This window comes from Arthrobacter sp. 2MCAF15, from assembly GCF_052115605.1.
Lineage (GTDB): Bacteria > Actinomycetota > Actinomycetes > Actinomycetales > Micrococcaceae > Arthrobacter.
This window is the reverse complement of record NZ_JBFRGZ010000026.1, coordinates 1-15,968: the sequence shown is the minus strand read 5'-3', so window position 1 is coordinate 15,968 and position 15,968 is coordinate 1. Positions and strand designations below refer to the sequence as shown.

At 68.4% G+C, this 15,968-nt stretch carries 11 protein-coding genes; 5 read left to right on the top strand and 6 right to left on the bottom strand.

The window, feature by feature from the left end; genetic code table 11:
• The first annotated feature begins 69 nt into the window (after positions 1–69).
• Genes AB4089_RS20935 through galK form a run of 3 tightly spaced genes read left to right on the top strand, consistent with a single transcriptional unit; the run spans position 70 to position 4,642 of the window.
• Positions 70–2,256, top strand: coding sequence for an alpha-galactosidase (locus AB4089_RS20935; RefSeq protein ID WP_441411223.1), 2,187 nt, complete (start codon positions 70–72; stop codon positions 2,254–2,256).
• A 2-nt stretch (positions 2,257–2,258) separates the two neighbouring features.
• The gene (galT, locus tag AB4089_RS20930) at positions 2,259–3,482 is read left to right on the top strand and encodes a galactose-1-phosphate uridylyltransferase (protein WP_441411197.1); all 1,224 of its coding nucleotides are present in this window, start codon (positions 2,259–2,261) and stop codon (positions 3,480–3,482) included.
• Complete coding sequence (galK, locus tag AB4089_RS20925) at positions 3,479–4,642, top strand: galactokinase (protein WP_441411196.1); 1,164 nt, start codon at positions 3,479–3,481, stop codon at positions 4,640–4,642. Before galT ends, galK begins: the two co-directional genes overlap by 4 nt.
• A gap of 38 nt (positions 4,643–4,680) precedes the next feature.
• On the opposite strand, the gene AB4089_RS20920 is transcribed toward galK, so the two are convergent.
• Together AB4089_RS20920 and AB4089_RS20915 are read right to left on the bottom strand one after the other, a co-directional pair.
• A complete protein-coding gene (locus tag AB4089_RS20920; protein WP_441411195.1) occupies positions 4,681–5,670 on the bottom strand; it encodes an LLM class flavin-dependent oxidoreductase in 990 nt (329 codons plus the stop codon).
• A gap of 236 nt (positions 5,671–5,906) precedes the next feature.
• Entirely contained in the window at positions 5,907–6,707 is an 801-nt protein-coding gene (locus AB4089_RS20915; RefSeq protein WP_441411194.1) for a hypothetical protein, read from the bottom strand.
• 147 nt (positions 6,708–6,854) lie between these two features.
• Here AB4089_RS20915 and AB4089_RS20910 point away from each other — a divergent pair, with 147 nt between their 5' ends.
• Complete coding sequence (locus AB4089_RS20910; RefSeq protein ID WP_441411193.1) at positions 6,855–8,594, top strand: helicase HerA-like domain-containing protein; 1,740 nt, start codon at positions 6,855–6,857, stop codon at positions 8,592–8,594.
• A 134-nt stretch (positions 8,595–8,728) separates the two neighbouring features.
• On the top strand, positions 8,729–9,721 hold the full coding sequence (locus AB4089_RS20905; protein ID WP_441411192.1) for a hypothetical protein: 993 nt from the start codon (positions 8,729–8,731) through the stop codon (positions 9,719–9,721).
• A 259-nt stretch (positions 9,722–9,980) separates the two neighbouring features.
• Here AB4089_RS20905 and AB4089_RS20900 read toward each other — a convergent pair whose 3' ends face one another.
• The 4 genes from AB4089_RS20900 to AB4089_RS20885 all read right to left on the bottom strand — a co-directional run bounded on the left by AB4089_RS20900 (position 9,981) and on the right by AB4089_RS20885 (position 15,486).
• Complete coding sequence (locus AB4089_RS20900) at positions 9,981–10,700, bottom strand: hypothetical protein (RefSeq protein WP_441411191.1); 720 nt, start codon at positions 10,698–10,700, stop codon at positions 9,981–9,983.
• A gap of 224 nt (positions 10,701–10,924) precedes the next feature.
• Positions 10,925–12,883, bottom strand: coding sequence for an NHL domain-containing thioredoxin family protein (locus tag AB4089_RS20895; protein ID WP_441411190.1), 1,959 nt, complete (start codon positions 12,881–12,883; stop codon positions 10,925–10,927).
• The gene (locus tag AB4089_RS20890) at positions 12,880–15,054 is read right to left on the bottom strand and encodes a cytochrome c oxidase assembly protein (RefSeq protein WP_441411189.1); all 2,175 of its coding nucleotides are present in this window, start codon (positions 15,052–15,054) and stop codon (positions 12,880–12,882) included. The genes AB4089_RS20895 and AB4089_RS20890 overlap by 4 nt, the downstream gene beginning before the upstream one ends.
• 144 nt (positions 15,055–15,198) lie before the next feature.
• A complete protein-coding gene (locus AB4089_RS20885) occupies positions 15,199–15,486 on the bottom strand; it encodes an HU family DNA-binding protein (protein ID WP_011776355.1) in 288 nt (95 codons plus the stop codon).
• Positions 15,487–15,968 lie beyond the last annotated feature (482 nt).

Here is a 15,968-nt window from a genome sequence, read left to right as displayed (position 1 = left end):
AACAACCCGGACCTCACTCTTGCCGCCGAGACCCGCGCCCTCGGTTCCCCGGCCCTGACGTCGTCGGATCTGGAGCCGTTGCACCTGCGCCGCTCCGGAACATCCCTGCTCATTGACTTCAGCACCGGCGAGGCCGCCATGCTGCACTTCGGCGCCGACCTCGGCCCGGCCCTGCCGGACCTTTCACTGCTGGGCGACGCCGTGCCGCGCTCCGCCCACGACGTCCCTGTCACGCTGGGACTGATCCCGCAGGCATCCTCCGGCTGGCGCGGGCGGCCCGGCCTCCGCGGGCACCGGAACGGCCAGGCATTCTCGGCCCGCCTGCGCGTTGTTGCTGTGGAACGCACCGAAGGGGAACAGTGCTCTGCCGTCATCACCCAGGCCGACCCCGACGCCGGTGTCACCGTCCGCACGGAGATCAGGATCAACCACGGCGGCCTGCTCCAGCTCAGGCACCGGCTCGAGAACGACGGCGCTGAACGGTACAGCCTGGACGAACTCGCGGCTGTGCTGCCGCTGGGCCGCGCCGCCACGGAAATCCTGGACCTGACCGGCCGCTGGTGCCGGGAGTCCCACCCGCAGCGCCTGCCGCTGCGCCAAGGCACGTGGGTCCGTTCGGGCCGGCACGGCCGCACTGGCCATGACGCCTCGCTCCTGCTGGCGGCCGGCACCCCCGGATTCGGCAACCGCCACGGGCAGGTCTGGGCCGTGCACCTGGGCTGGAGTGGCAACCACGAGAGCTTCGTTGACGCCACTGCGGACGGCCGGACCGTGATGGGCGCCTCGGAACTGCTCGGTTCCGGCGAGATCAGCCTGGCCCCGAACGCCAGCTACGAGACGCCGTGGTTGTTCGCGGCGTACTCCGCCGCGGGGCTGGACGGCATCAGCGACGCGTTCTACTCCTGGTTCCGCGGGCGCCCGCACCACCCCGGTATGCGGACCGGCAAGGCACGTCCGGTGGTGCTCAACGTCTGGGAGGCGGTGTATTTCGACCACCGGATGCCGGTGCTGCTCGAACTCGCAGCATCGGCAGCCCGGCTCGGCGTGGAACGCTATGTCCTGGACGACGGCTGGTTCCGCGGCCGGCGCAACGACCGGGCGGGCCTCGGCGACTGGTACGTCGACGAGGAACTGTGGCCCGGGGGCCTGAGCCCGCTGATCGATGCGGTCACCGGCCACGGCATGGAATTCGGGCTCTGGGTCGAACCCGAAATGGTCAACGAAGACTCGGACCTGGCCCGCGCCCACCCGGACTGGATCGCCGGACCGGCGCCCGCGACCGGCGGGGGCAGGCTGCCCATGCAGTGGCGGCACCAGCAGGTCCTTGACCTAGTCAACCCGGAGGCCTGGCAGTACATCTTCGACAGGCTGGATGCCCTGTTGAGCGAAAACCGGATCAGCTACCTCAAATGGGACCAGAACCGGGACCTGACCGAGATGGGGCACGACGGACGCTCTTCCGTGCATGCCCAGACGCAGGCCGTCTACCGGCTCCTCGACGAGCTCCGCCTGGCCCACCCGGATGTCGAGATTGAAAGCTGCTCCTCCGGGGGCGCCCGGGTGGATCTCGGTATCCTCGAACGCACCGACCGGGTCTGGGGCTCGGACTGCAACGACGCCCTGGAACGGCAGACCATCCAGCGCTGGACCGGCGTGGTGGTGCCGCCGGAGCTCGTCGGATCGCACATCGGCCCCACCACGAGCCACACGACCGCGCGAACGCACGATCTCTCCTTCCGGGCAATTACAGCGATGTTCGGCCACTTCGGGCTGGAATGGGATGTCCGGCACCTCACGGACTCCGAGCGCACCGAACTTGCCGGGGCGATCGCACTGTTCAAGCAGTACCGTCCCCTGCTGCACAGCGGGCGGATGGTCCGCGCCGACGAGCCCGACCCGGCGCTCCGGCTTCACGGCGTTGTGTCCCACGACGGCGGCGAGGCCCTCTACGCGCTGGTGTCCGTGGCGACGTCGTTCGCCGAGGTTCCGGGACGGATCTGCCTGCCTGGACTGCTGCCGGAAGCCACGTACCGGGTGGACGCGGTGTACCCCGCGGCCGGGGACAAGCGGGCGTTCCTGCAGGCGGTGCCCCCGGCATGGCTTTCCGGCGGCATCGAGGCGACCGGACGTTTCCTGGCGGAGTCCGGTCTCCCCATGCCTATCCTGAACCCGGAACACGGGCAGCTCCTGTCCGTCCGCCGTGCCAATGCCGCCGATCCAGCCGCATCCGTCGGCCACCCCGTGAGGAGCTCCTGACAATGGGCCAGATTACGAAACGCTCCTACAAGCTCTCCGACGGCCGGGACATCATCTACTTCGATGATGCCGATACCGTCCTGACCCCGGAACGCGGGGACGATCTCCGCGAGCCGGCGGTCCGTCCGCCCACGGCGACCATGCGCCAGGACGTCCTGACCGGGGAGTGGATTTCGATCGCGGCCGCCCGGCAGAATAGGGTGGTCCTTCCCCCCTCGCATCTGGACCCGCTGGCCCCGGCCTCGCCGGAGAATCCCTCGGAAATTCCGAGCCCCTATGACGTCGCCGTCTTCGAAAACAAGTCCCCGTCCTTCGGACCGGATCTGGCGGGCGCCGCCGACGCGCCGGCCGGCCTGGACGACCTCGCCCTGGTGGGGCTGGGGCGCAGTCGGCAGTCTGTAGGCCGGTGCGAGGTGGTGTGCTTCTCGCCGGAACACACCGGATCCCTGGCGGCGCTGCCGCTGTCCCGGATGCGCACAGTGGTGGAGGCGTGGGCGGACCGGACCGCCGCGCTGTCCGCGCTGCCCGGCGTCGAACAGGTTTTTCCGTTTGAGAACCGCGGGGAAGCGATCGGCGTGACTCTGCACCACCCGCACGGTCAGATCTACGCCTATCCCTACATCACACCCCGCACGGCCCAGCTGGTCCGCACGATCGAAAGCTACGGCGGCCCGCTGTTCGAGGATATCCTCAGCTTCGAACAGAAATCCGAGCGGGTGCTGCTTCAGGGCGAGCACTGGACGGCGTTTGTCCCGTTTGCCGCCCGCTGGCCGCTGGAAGTGCACATCCTCCCGCACCGGCACGTTCCGGACCTTGCCGCCACGACGGAGCAGGAACGCGACGAGTTCTCCTTGCTGTACAGCCGGCTCCTACGCGGCGTCGATGCCCTCTACGACACTCCCACCCCGTATATTTCGGCATGGCACCAGGCCCCCGTCCATGCCCACCGGGAAGACATCCGGCTCATGCTGCAGCTGACCTCGCCCCGCCGGGAGGAGGACAAACTCAAGTATCTGGCCGGTTCCGAGGCGGCAATGGGTGCGTTCATCGCGGACATCCCGCCGGAAACCGCCGCCGCCCGGCTGCGCGAGGCGATGGAAACGGCAGGTCTCGAGCCGTTCAGCCCGGACCTCCCCGAACCCGAACTCCCAGCAACAGAACTCCCAGCACCCGGACCCCGGGACACAGAACCCCCAACAACAGAACAGGAAGCCGCCCAGCCATGAACAAGGTCCTTCAGCTGGGAAGCGAGTACTTTGCCAGCCAGTTCGGCGGCGCGCCGGACGGGTTGTGGTCGGCGCCCGGGCGGGTCAACCTGATCGGCGAGCACACGGATTACAACGACGGCTTCGCGTTTCCGATCGCCATCGACAAGCGCACCACGGTGGCGGCCCGCGCCCGGGAAGACCGCCTGCTGCGGGTCACGAGCAGCTCCTTCCCCGGCATGGTGGAGGTGAACCTCGATGACGTGGACCCGGATGCCCTCACCGGCTGGGCGGCCTACCCGCTGGGCGTGGCCTGGGCGATGTCCCTGGCGGCGGCGGGCGGCGCCTCCGGGCTCTCCGGCATGGACCTGGCGCTGACCTCGGATGTCCCGGCCGGCGCCGGGCTGTCCTCCTCTGCCGCCGTCGAATGCGCGGCGGCCCTGGCCTTGAGCGATCTCTGGGGGCTGGGGCTGGACCGGCCGGATCTGGCCCGGATCGGCCAGCTGGCCGAGAACAGGGTGGTCGGCGCGCCCACCGGGATCATGGACCAGTCAGCCTCGCTCCTGGGCGAGCCGGATCACGGCATCCTGCTCGACTGCCAGAGCCTGAAGACCGAGAGCGTAGCCCTCGGGTTCGCCGGCGCCGGGGTGGGACTCCTCGTGATCGACACCAGGACCAGCCACTCCCATGCCGACGGCGGCTACGCCAGCCGCCGTCGTTCCTGCGAGGACGGCGCCCGCCGCCTGGGCGTCGGGAGCCTCCGGGCTCTGGGCCCGGACGACCTCCCGCGGGCAGCGGCACAGCTCGACGGTCAGACGTACCGCCGGGTCCGCCACGTCATCACGGAAAACCAGCGGGTACTGGACACCGTCGCGGCGCTGCGGACTTCCGGCGCCGCCGCGATCGGCCCGTTCCTCAACGAATCGCACGTGTCCATGCGCGAGGACTTCGAGATTTCCACCGCCGAACTCGACCTCGCAGTGTCGAGCGCCCAGGAGCTGGGTGCGATCGGCGCGCGCATGACCGGCGGCGGTTTCGGCGGCGCGGCCCTGGCACTGGTCCGGAACGGCGACGCCGGGACGGTGGCCGAGGGCATTGCCCGCGACTTCGCCCAGGCGGGGTACACGGCCCCGCACATCTTCCCCGTCACCGCGTCGGAGGGCGCCCGCCGGGAACTGTAGCCAGGGACGGCGCCGTCAGGCGTTCGGCTGTTGGGCCGTTACGCCCGGACGAGCCGGGCGGCGTCGGCCAGAAGCTCCACGGAACGGAGACGGGTCCCGGTGCCGGTGCTCTGATGGGCCACGATCAGCTCGTCGGCGTCGGCGTGCTCCGTGAACTCCTCGAGGTACGCCAGCACGGCATCGGGAGTGCCCACCGCGGAGTACTTCATCATCTGCGCCATGTGCTGGCCCTGGGGCGAGTCCAGGATCATGTCCGCCTCGTCGTCGCTGAACACGCGTCCATTGCCGAAGAACAGTGAGACCCTGGCCCGTTTGGTGGCCTGGAACATGGCCTGGGCTTCAGCGGCGGAGTCCGCGGCGATGACGTTGACGCCGGCGATCACGTGCGGGACGTCGAGCTGCGCGGAGGGCCGGAATTCGCGGCGGTACGTGGCAACCGCGTCCTGCAGCGCATTGGGCGCGAAATGGGAGGCGAAAGCGTAGGGCAGGCCCAGCTGGGCTGCCAGCCTGGCGCCGAACAGGGACGAACCCAGGATGTACAGCGGGACGTTCGTGCCCTTGCCCGGGGTCGCCTCGACGCCCTGGATGCGGGTGGGTCCGGTCAGGTAGCCCTGGAGCTCCAGCACGTCCTGCGGGAAGCTCTCAGCCGACATCGGATCGCGGCGCAGGGCCCGCATGGTGTTCTGGTCGCTGCCCGGGGCCCGGCCCAGCCCGAGGTCGATCCTGCCCGGGTGCAGGGTTTCGAGGGTACCGAACTGTTCCGCGATGGTCAGCGGCGAGTGGTTGGGCAGCATCACGCCGCCGGCGCCGAGTCGAATGCTGGAGGTGTGGGCCGCGACGTGGGCGATCAGCACACTCGTGGCGGAGGAGGCGATCGCGGACATGTTGTGGTGCTCGGCGTACCAGATCCGCCGGTAGCCCCGATCCTCGGCGAGCTGCGCCATGGCCACGCTGCCAGCGAAGCTCTCCGCCGCTGTCTGGCCCGGGCCGATGGTTGCGAGGTCAAGGATGGAAAGCGGAACAGTCACGGAAAAGCCGGCCTTTCGTAGCGGAGCAGTGTGCGGGCCGGAGTTGGGAACTGCGGTCCTGGCGGCACCGGGCTTCCGGAGCGGGCACACTGGCATCAACGACGGCGGCCCCCGGGATATTTCTGCACATGTTTCTGCGCATGTTTCTTGCCCGGTACGGCCAGCCTGCGGCCGGCCGCACGCCTCCTGCTACCTGCCTGCCTGCTACGTACTTCGCAGATCAGTGAATCAGCGGGTCAGCTGCATGAGTAGTTGTAATCGAGGCCGCCGGAAATGTACTGCGTCATCGACACACGGCTGCCCGGGGTCAGTCCGGGAAGGGCGCAGTTCTTCTTGGCGCCGGCCGCCGATCCCGCTCCCGCAAGCCAGCTCGGCAGTCCTGCCAGCGGGCTGGTGAACTTCACGGCTCCGGCGATCCTCCCCCACTGGTAGGCAGTCGAGTAGAGACCCACGCGGGCTCCGATCCGCTTGAAATAGGCGGTCATGCCTTCGAGGACGGCGACGTTGGCTGCCTTGTCTGCCTGCCAGGTGTTTTCCGTTTCCACATCCAGCCACCAGAGGTAGGTCTGAGGGTTGCTGACGCCGCGGCGCCTGGCGTCGTCGGACGCCTTGGCCCACCCGTACATGTAGGAGCAAGCTTTGAACGACCCCAAGGCGCAGTTGCCGTAGGGGTTGGTCACCTTCACCCCGTTGTAGGTGTTCGATTTGGGCCACCAGGACCCCTTCAGGCCGGGGTTGGCCGTATTGACGTACAGGGCCACCCGCGGCTGCGACGTCGCTGCTGGAGACTTCGCTGTGTTCGCCCAGGCCAGCTGGCTTGCCAGGCACGGGTTCGTGTTGTTGGCCAGGCCGTAGTTGACGCCGACGACCGCGAAAGCGGGCTGCTTAGGCAGCGTCTTGCCGCACTGCGGCCAGGACACGTCGATGCCCGGTCCCGGGGAGGTGGCCGTGGCGGCCGAGGCAGCGCCTCCACCCAGGAAGACAAGGCAGAGGGTTACGACAAAGGCCAGTACGATGCGAGGGAGCGAGTTGGGCATGCCACAGTCTAAAGCAAGAAAAGCAAATCGGTGGCGTAATTCTGTCACGGCGCCGGTGCGCCGCCGACACGGTCACACAACTCGCCACCGCCGAATAGGCCGGCCTGAGCCGGGTCTGGGAACCCCGGACCCGGCTAAGCTAACCGCATGGCCATCAAATCCACTGCAGATAAAGTCGCCACGATCCAGAAGGGCTACACCCTGGACGGCCCGACGATCGAGCTCGGGGCGGCAATCGTAGACGGCGAACTCCACAAGGACGCGCCCGTCCGGCTGCCGCTCGCGATGATGAACCGGCACGGCCTTGTGGCCGGGGCAACGGGCACCGGCAAGACAGTCACGCTCCACATGATGGCCGAACAGCTTTCCACGGCGGGCGTGCCCGTGTTCCTGGCCGACATAAAGGGCGACCTCTCCGGGCTGGCCACCGCCGCCACAGGCAGCGAGAAGCTCCTGGCACGCACTGAGAGCATCGGCCAGGCATGGTCGGGGAAGACCTTCCCGGTGGAGTTCCTGGCCCTCGGCGGCGACGGACAGGGCATACCCGTCCGCGCCAGCATCACTTCCTTCGGCCCCATCCTGCTCTCCCGGGTCATGGACCTGAACGAGACCCAGGAATCCAGCCTGCAGCTGGTCTTCCATTTCGCGGACAAGAACAACCTGGAGCTGATCGACCTCAAGGACCTGCGTGCGGTGATCCAGTTCCTGACCTCGGCCGAGGGCAAGGACGCGCTCGAGGAACTCGGCGGCCTCTCGAAGGCCACCGCCGGCGTGATCCTGCGCGAACTGATCAACCTCGAGGCGCAGGGCATGGAGAAGTTCTTCGGCGAACCCGAGTTCAACACCGCCGAACTGCTGCGGACCGCACCTGACGGCCGCGGCGTGGTGAGCTGCCTGGAATTGCCCACCCTGCAGACCAAGCCGATGCTGTTCTCGACATTCCTCATGTGGCTGCTCGCAGATCTCTTCGAGGACCTGCCTGAGGCCGGAGACCTCGACAAGCCCAAGCTCGTGTTCTTCCTGGATGAGGCGCACCTGCTGTTCAACGGCGCTTCGAAGGCCTTTCTCGACGCCATCACCACTACCGTCCGGCTCATCCGGTCCAAGGGCGTCGGGATCTTTTTCGTGACACAGACCCCCAAGGATGTCCCCGCGGACGTCCTGGGCCAGCTGGCAAACCGGGTGCAGCACGCACTCCGCGCCTACACCCCGGAGGACGCCAAGGCACTCAAGGCCACCGTCTCCACCTTTCCCACCAGCGACTACGACCTCGAGGAGACCCTCACCACCGCCGGCATCGGCGAGGCCGTCATCACAGTCTTGAACGAAAAGGGCGCGCCGACGCCCGTGGCCCTGACCCGGCTCCGCGCCCCGGAGTCCGTCATGGGTCCCAGCACCGATGCCCTGATTTCCAGCACGGTCGCTGCCTCCGCCCTCCTGCCCAAGTACGGCACCGCCGTCGACAACATCTCGGCGTACGAGAAGATCACCGGGAAGGGCGCCGCCCCCACCGGGCCGGCCGCCGGGACCGCTCAGCAGGGCGCCGGTGCGGGTGCCGGGACCCAGGGAGGGGCCACCGCCGGCGGACTGGACCCGAACGCCATCGACGCCGAAGCCCGACGGATCGAGGAAGAAGTCCTCGGCCGTCCCAGCAGCCGAACCAGCAGCAGTCCTGCGCCGGCACCAGGGATGCCGCCCGAATACGGGGAGGCGCCCGAGCGGCGTGCCCCCCGGCCGGCACAGCCCACAGGCGGCGGCTTCGGCGGCGACCTCGCGGGGGCCCTGGGCGGCGGCCTCCAGAGCATGGCCCGCTCGCTGGGGACCCAACTCGGCCGGGAACTGCTGCGCGGCGTCTTTGGCACTTCCTCGAAGCGCCGCCGCCGCTAGCGGATGACTGCTGTTGCGGCCCGCCGGAGGTCCGGGGCCTTCTAATCGGCCGGCGGCCGGCATGGTCCGCGTCACAGAGGCGGTCCTTGACACGGAGATTCCTGTGGGGTGCAGGTAACGTAAGAATCGTGCAGATGAGTCAGGCCTTGGTCAAAATCGCAGCAGCGTGGCTGCTGGGACTGATGCTTGCCGTGGCCGGAGCCATTGTGTCGATCAACCTGGTGAACGACTCCATTGCCGGGCCGCAGCAGCCCGTCCGCGAATATCTCAGCGCCCTGCAAAAAGGCGAGGGCGAAAAAGCCCTGGGCCTGCTGCGCGCCTCCGTGCCGGACAGCAACCCGGCGATGCTCGACGGAACCGCCCTGCAAACCGCGGCCTCCCGCATCTCCGACGTCAAGCTCGGCGACGCCGAAGAGCGCGGCGCCAACCGGGTGATGGTGCCCATGGACTACACCATCGATGGCAGCCGGCTGCGGACCGAGTTCCTGCTGGAGCGTTCCGGCACCGAGTGGCTGTTCTTCCACAAATGGTCTTTCGTCCCCGCTGCGCTGCCCGTCCTGGACGTCACGGTGGTCAACTCCAGCGAGGCAACCGTCAACGGCGTTCCGGTGAACATGCCCAACGGCCGCAACTCCTTCGCGGTCTTTTACCCCGGCGAGTACGAGGCCTCTCTGAACGGCCAGTACTTCTCAGCCCCGCCCACCCGGGCCACCGTCGCCGGAGAGGAAGCGCACCCGGCCTCGCTGAACCTGCTGACTGAGGCCACCGGCGCCCTCAAGGACGCCGTGAGCGGCAAGGTCAAGGACTTCCTGGACTCCTGCGCCCAGGAGGCCGACAAGCAGCAGAAGCTGCAGCCCGACTGCCCGTTCTATCACGCCACGAACAACCGGGTGATCGACGGGACCATCCACTGGAGCATCACGGACTACCCCACCGTCAGCATCGAGCCGTTCGGCGGCCGCTGGGTCGTGTCCCCCTTGGACGGCAAGGCCCGGATCCAGGGCCGCCAGGTGGACCTGTTCTCGGGCGCCGTATCCGACATCGACAGTGTCCACGATTTCAGCTTCACCACCCGCCTGGACATCGACGGCGACACCGTCAAGCTCACCCCGCAGCTGAACTACTAGGCCCCCGGCTAACTCCCGGAACCCTGGCTGATTCCCGGCGCCGGGCCCCTTCCTGTCACGCAGGGCAGACTTTGAACCCCTCGCTGGCCCGGCTCCCCGGCAAATCCGCGGATTCCTTCTCGCTCGGTGCCAGAAAACCTGCCGGCCGTGACGCCTACCCGGGCGCCGTGACGCCGGCAAGGACAGCGAGGACCTCCGCCACCATGTCCGCCGGGTTGTGCACCACGTCCGCATAGTAGTAGCGGAGCACCACAAATCCTCAGACCACGGAGCGGTTGTTGCGGCGCTGGTCTTTCTTCACCTGAGCCCATTCGCCGTGATGGCGTCCGTCGAGCTCCACTATCAGCCTGCCCTCAAGCAGCAAATCAAGGGAGCCGACGCCGCCGATGTGCACCTGCGCTTCCACGCGGATACCGGCTTGCCGGAAATAGGTTCGCGCCAGGGTTTCGAGCAGCGATTCCGCGCCGCGGTCCACCCAATTCAGGACCTCCCGGGCCCGGCCATTGCGCGTCCCGGGCAGTCGCCGTCCCAGGAAGTCCAGCGTCATATCCCCCCTGCCGACCGCGCACTCCACCATCACCGGGGACTCGCGGAACGGCAGGCACCTCAGCGCATGGATGAGGACATCACCCAGGGCCGCAACCGGCCGGTGCGGATCCGGGGCGAACAGCAGTCTGCCGTGCCCCGGCTCCCCGCCTGCCGCACCCCCGCGCCGGTGGTACACATGCCCGGGCCCGGGCCGCTCCAACGCCCACAGCCCGTAGAACGGCGCGGCGCTCACACACGTGAGCAGCTGCCTGCGCTGGAGCAGCGCAACATAGTCGGGGTCCGCCGTCGGAAGCGCATACAGTCCGCGCGATGGTTGCACGACGCCGGCCCTCACCGCCCGCCGCAGCGCGGCGTCGTCGACGCCCAACCGGGCCAGGGCGGGCCGCCGGGCCGCTCCCCCGCAGATGGTCAAGGCCGTAGGGACATCCATTGACCCATGATTCGCCCGTCGAAGCAGGCGCGCCCCCGTCCGGCGGCCGTATGTGGATAATCCCGTGTCACGCCGGGCAGTCTTTTTGAAGCCCCCGCCGGCGCCGGGCCGCGGGATTCCGCGTCGTCACAGCCCGAAGAAAGCCAAAAGGCTGCTGTCCGTGACGCGAGGTCACAGACAGCAGCCTTTTGATCAGCCTTGGCGCAGCGGCCAGGTGTTGCGGCTCAGTCCATTCCGCGCAGGTCCAGGACCAGCTCGGTGTCGCCGTCGGCCTGCAGGAGGACGGGGATTCCCCAGTCCTGCTGGTACAGGTGGCAGGCAGCGTGGTCCGGGATCTCGCCGTCGGCGTCTTCGGGGCCGTCGCACGCCGCCGCGCGGGCGGTGATGTGCAGGACGCCCTCGGGAACGTCGGAGGAAAGTTCCAGGGTGCGCAGGAGACCCACGGACGTCCCGCCGCCGGAGACCAGCAGTTCGGGCGGGGTGGAGGAGATCTTCAGCTGAGTGGGATCGCCCCAGCGGTCGTCCAGTTTCTGTCCGGTGGGCGCCGTGAAGCGCACGGCCAGTTCGAGCAGCCCGGGCGCCACAGGGCTCTTGGGCCGGTGGGTCTGGGCGGCGCCCTCGTCCACCTGCTGGGCTTCCTTCGGGATGGGCACGTAGACGAGCTGGTGCTTGTTGGCCTCGACCACCACCAGCAGCGGTTCGGCCCCGGCAACGTGGGTGTGATCCACAATCACGTCCGAGGGCTCGGACAGCCCGCGTGCCAGTGTGGAGACCGTGCCAGTTGCGGGGTCGTAGCGGCGGACTGCGCCGTTGTAGGTGTCGGCAATGGCCACGGAGCCGTCGGGAAGCACCGTCACGCCGAGCGGGTGCTGCAGCCGCGCTTCGGCGGCGGCGCCGTCGCGGAAACCGAAGTCGAACAGGCCCTTGCCTACCGCCGACTCGACGGTGATGGTGCCGGCGTCRTCAATGACGAGTTTGCGCAGGGCGGAGGTCTCGGAGTCAGCCACCCAGATGTTGCCGTCGGCGTCTTCGGCCAGGCCGGAGGACTGGGCAAACCAGGCTTCGGCGGCCGGGCCGTCCAGGAGCCCTTCGAGGCCGTTGCCAGCGATGATCTTCACGGCGCCGGAGGTGGGTTCGAAACTGAAGATCTGGTGCACGCCAGCCATCGCCACCACCACGGCGTTCAGTTTGGTGGACCAGACGACATCCCACGGGGAACTCAGCGATACCGCAAGCGGGTCCGCCTCGAGCCGGGAACCGTAGGCTGCGCCTTCCTCGTCCACCCGGGCCGGGCCCGTTTCCAGCAGCCGCTGCACGCCGTTGCCGGCAAGTGTCCGGACGGTTCCGTCCGCGAGGGACAGCCCGCGGAGCCGGTGGTTCACGGAGTCGGCAATCACGACGTCGTAGCCGGTGTCCGCTGCGACGTGCTCGGGCAGCAGCACCAGGCCCTGCGGTTCGTTGAACCTGGCGGTGGCTGCGTTGCCGTCGGCGTGGCCCTTGTCGCCGGAGCCGTACGTGGCCAGAACCGTCTCAAAGTCGGTGGAGAGCTCCACGAGCCGGTGGTGGCCTGTATCGGTCACCAGCCACGACCCGTCCCCAGCGCTTCCGACGCCACGGCCGGCAGGAAGGTACAGAGCCTTGCCCGGGAAGCGTAGCGTGCCCGACGTCGGCTCCGGCGCCACGTAGGGGCCGTCGCCGCGGTGCAGGGTGCCCTTGGCCTCATGCTCGGCGATGAGTTCGGGGATGAGCACCGCGAGGCCGTCGGCGTGGCCCTCGCCGGAGAGGTGAGCCACGATGTAGCCCTCGGGATCGATGACCACCAGGGTCGGCCACGCCCGGGCCGTGTAGGCCTTCCAGGTGTCCAGTTCCGGGTCGTCCAGGACCGGGTGGCGGATCTCGTAGCGTTCGACGGCGGCGGCCAGCGCCACGGGATCGGCTTCGTGCTCGAATTTGGGCGAATGCACGCCAACGGTCACAAGGACATCGGAGTACTCCTGCTCGAGCGGGCGGAGTTCGTCCAGGACGTGCAGGCAGTTGATGCAGCAGAACGTCCAGAAATCCAGCAGGACGATCTTGCCGCGCAGGGATTCGAGGTCCAGGGATTTGCCGCCGGTGTTCAGCCAGTTGCGGCCCACAAGCTCGGAGGCCCGGACCCGGAGGTGGGTGCGTACGGTTTCGGTCATGAGCGTCCTTCCAGCTTTGAATTGCGTTCGGCAAGCCTGGCGTCGCGCTCGGCCAGCTTGGCAAACATATCGTTGTAAGCAGTGAGATCGGCGTCGTTATTCCTGTCCGCCGCCCGGTCGGTGCGCTTGGACTCCCGCGCGTCGGAGCGGGACCACATGACGGCGACGCCGATCGCCACCAGCAGGGTTGGCACTTCACCGATGCCCCAAGCCACGGCACCGCCCATCTGCTGGTCCAGCAGGGCACTGACTCCCCACGTCCGGCCCAGGTTGCCGAAGTAGTCTGCGGCCAGCAGCCCGGTGCCGCCCATGATGGCGACGCCGAAGAACGCGTGGAAGCCCATGGTGGCCAGCAGGATCAGCAGCCGCATGGGATACGGTGCGCGGCGCGGCAACGGGTCCGTGCCGATCATGGTGAGCACGAAGATGTAGCCGGTGAGGGCGAAGTGCAGGTTCATCAGTTCGTGGCCCACGTGGTCCCGCATCGCGTAGCCGAACGCGTCCGAGTAGTAGAAGAGCACGATCGAGCCGGCGAAGTTGGCGGCGGCGAACAGCGGGTGGGTCACCAGTTGCGAGAACTTCGAGTGGATGAAGATCAGTAGCCACTCGCGTGGTCCGCGGGAGCTGTCGCGCCGCGGCGTGAGTGCCCGGAGCGCCAGCGTCACGGGGGCGCCGAGGACCAGGAAGATGGGGGCCACCATGGTCAGGGCCATGTGGTCCACCATGTGCGCCGAGAACAGGACCCTGCCATAGACCGACGGCGGGCCCGAGGTCACGTAGGTGAGGACCATGAGGCCGATCACCCAGTTGATGGTCCGGAACCAGGACCAGGAGTCTCCCCGTTTCAGCACCTTCCGGACACCGAGGGCATAGGCCGCGAGGCCAAAGATGGCGACGGCGATCCAGAGCCAGTCGAGCCGCCACTCCGTGAGCCAGCGTTCCGGCGTCAGTTCCGGGGGCAGCTCGTAGCCGGAGAGGATGAAGGCCGGCGACGCGTCGGGGGCGAAAGTGGTGGGCTGCGGCGGGGCAGAGCGGCCCAGCGCCACGGCGATCCCGGACGTCACTCCCATGACGAGCAGCTCCACGATCACCAGCTGCCACAGCACACGGCGGGCGGAGCTTCCCATGGCGCGGTTGCCCAGCTGCGGGATGACCCAGCGGCGGTGCATGAACCCGATGCCGCCGAGCACCAGGACCGCCGCCGTCTTGGCGAGGATCAGTTGCCCGTAGGCCGATCCAAAGAGGTCGGCCCAGGAGGTGAGGCGGATGCTGGTGTTGATCACGCCGGAGGCGAAGACCAGGATGAAAGCGAAGCCCGCCAGGGAGGAGAACCGGCGCAGGGTTGGCTCGGTGATGTCCGCAGTTCCGGAAGGGGCCCCTGAGTTGCGGCTGCCGGCACCTGCGCCGCCCAGCACGCCCGAGAGCACTGCCAGCATGATGATGCCGCCCACCCACGCCGAGACGCCCACCAGGTGCAGGCCGAGCGAGTTGATGGCGCCCTCGTGGTCACTGGAGCTTGAGGAGTGTCCGATCAGCGCAGCGGGGACCAGCCCGATCAGCGAAAGGACCAGCGTCAATGCCAGGCCTCCGCGGGACCGTACGCCGAAAAGGGCGGTGGTGACAACGGCCGCGATGATCACGACAGCCAGCCAGGCGCGTCCCGTTTCGATATCCGTCATGAAGTACACGAGCGAGCGGGTGAATTCCGGATCCCCGGATAGGCCCTGCCCTGCAATGTCCGAATAGCCGAGCACCAGCACGGCTATAGCGGAGAGGGTCCAGACGGCGCCCGCCGCCGCGGCAACGGCCAGCGCCCGGCTGAAGGCCGGGTGCTCCGGGGCGTCCCGGTCCTTGGACCGGGTGCCGTTCCTGTTCATCGGCAGGATCCCGACGGCGAAGATGAGTCCGCCGATCACGGTGGCCACGGCGACGTTGTGGACAGCCTTGCTCACCGGCAGCCCCCAGCGCACCAGCGCACCCGGGTCCGAGACTTCGCGGGCGGCTGCAGCGCCGGAAAAGATGAGAGCCGCGGCCAGTCCCACGAACAACGCGCCAAGGCCTGCGATCAGCCACGGCCGGCCAACCCCGCCTGGACCGGGACCAGGGCCGCGTGCGTCCCCCGGGGGGACGGGCGCTGAGGTTGTGGGCGTGGGATTTGCTGCGGAAGGCACACCTCCATTGTCCGCTACGCCGCCCTGCGCAGCGAATCGGCGCCGGAGGTCCGGTCCGAGCGGAGCGGGCCCGCAAAACGGCCGGGGGACGCAAAAGGAGCGGCAACCCGAGGGTTGCCGCTCCTTTGAAGCCTGGGAAGAAGACTACTTCTTCTTGGCGACTGCAGCCTTCAGCTTGGAGCCGGCGGTCAGCTTGACGCTGTGGCCAGCGGCAATCTGGATGGTCTCGCCGGTCTGCGGGTTGCGGCCGGTGCGAGCTGCACGGTCGGTGCGCTCGACGGCGAGCCAACCCGGGATGGTGATCTTTTCGCCCGCGGCGACAGAGGTCTCGAAGACCTCGAACAGTGCGTCGAGCACGGAGTTGACTGCTGCCTGGCTGGTGCCGGCCTTGCCTGCTACCTCTGCAACAAGTTCACTACGGTTCTTAGCCATTTATGTCCTCCTGGACGGTCATGATTTCTGGAGCCTGCACACGGCATGCGTACAAACCACTGTTCGAAAACTTACCAGCTTGGCGCCTTCGAGGTGGCAAATTCCGCGTGTTTTCGGCGTTTTTTGGGGAAAATCACTGGAATCGGCGCCGATCGCAGGTGAAATTGCGCCGAGAGCGGACGCCTCGCTGCCTGCTCCATTTCGGCGAGGTCCGCCGACGCCTCCGCCCGGATCCCCACTGGCGAACTTTCCGCGACCAATGGAGGTGCCGGAAGGCGTGCCGGTGGTGTGTGGGGGCCGGTTGTCGGGGTGTCCGTCCCGGTGTCCGGGGCGGGTGTCCGGGAGGTGCCGGGGTCCCTGTCCGGTGCGGCGTGGGGCCGGTTGGCGGGGTGCCGGGGCCCTGGTGTCGGCTTCCGGCGGCGGTAGGGTGCCGGGGGGTGCCGGGGCGCTGGTGCCGGGTTCTGGCGGCGGCAGCGGGGTCC

Coding starts and splice junctions, on each gene's coding strand:
- galT (WP_441411197.1), top strand. CDS start 2,259: ATGGGCCAGATTACGAAACGCTCCTACAAGCTCTCCGACGGCCGGGAC.
- galK (WP_441411196.1), top strand. CDS start 3,479: ATGAACAAGGTCCTTCAGCTGGGAAGCGAGTACTTTGCCAGCCAGTTC.
- AB4089_RS20915 (WP_441411194.1), bottom strand. CDS start 6,707: ATGCCCAACTCGCTCCCTCGCATCGTACTGGCCTTTGTCGTAACCCTC.
- AB4089_RS20910 (WP_441411193.1), top strand. CDS start 6,855: ATGGCCATCAAATCCACTGCAGATAAAGTCGCCACGATCCAGAAGGGC.
- AB4089_RS20905 (WP_441411192.1), top strand. CDS start 8,729: ATGAGTCAGGCCTTGGTCAAAATCGCAGCAGCGTGGCTGCTGGGACTG.
- AB4089_RS20900 (WP_441411191.1), bottom strand. CDS start 10,700: ATGGATGTCCCTACGGCCTTGACCATCTGCGGGGGAGCGGCCCGGCGG.
- AB4089_RS20885 (WP_011776355.1), bottom strand. CDS start 15,486: ATGGCTAAGAACCGTAGTGAACTTGTTGCAGAGGTAGCAGGCAAGGCC.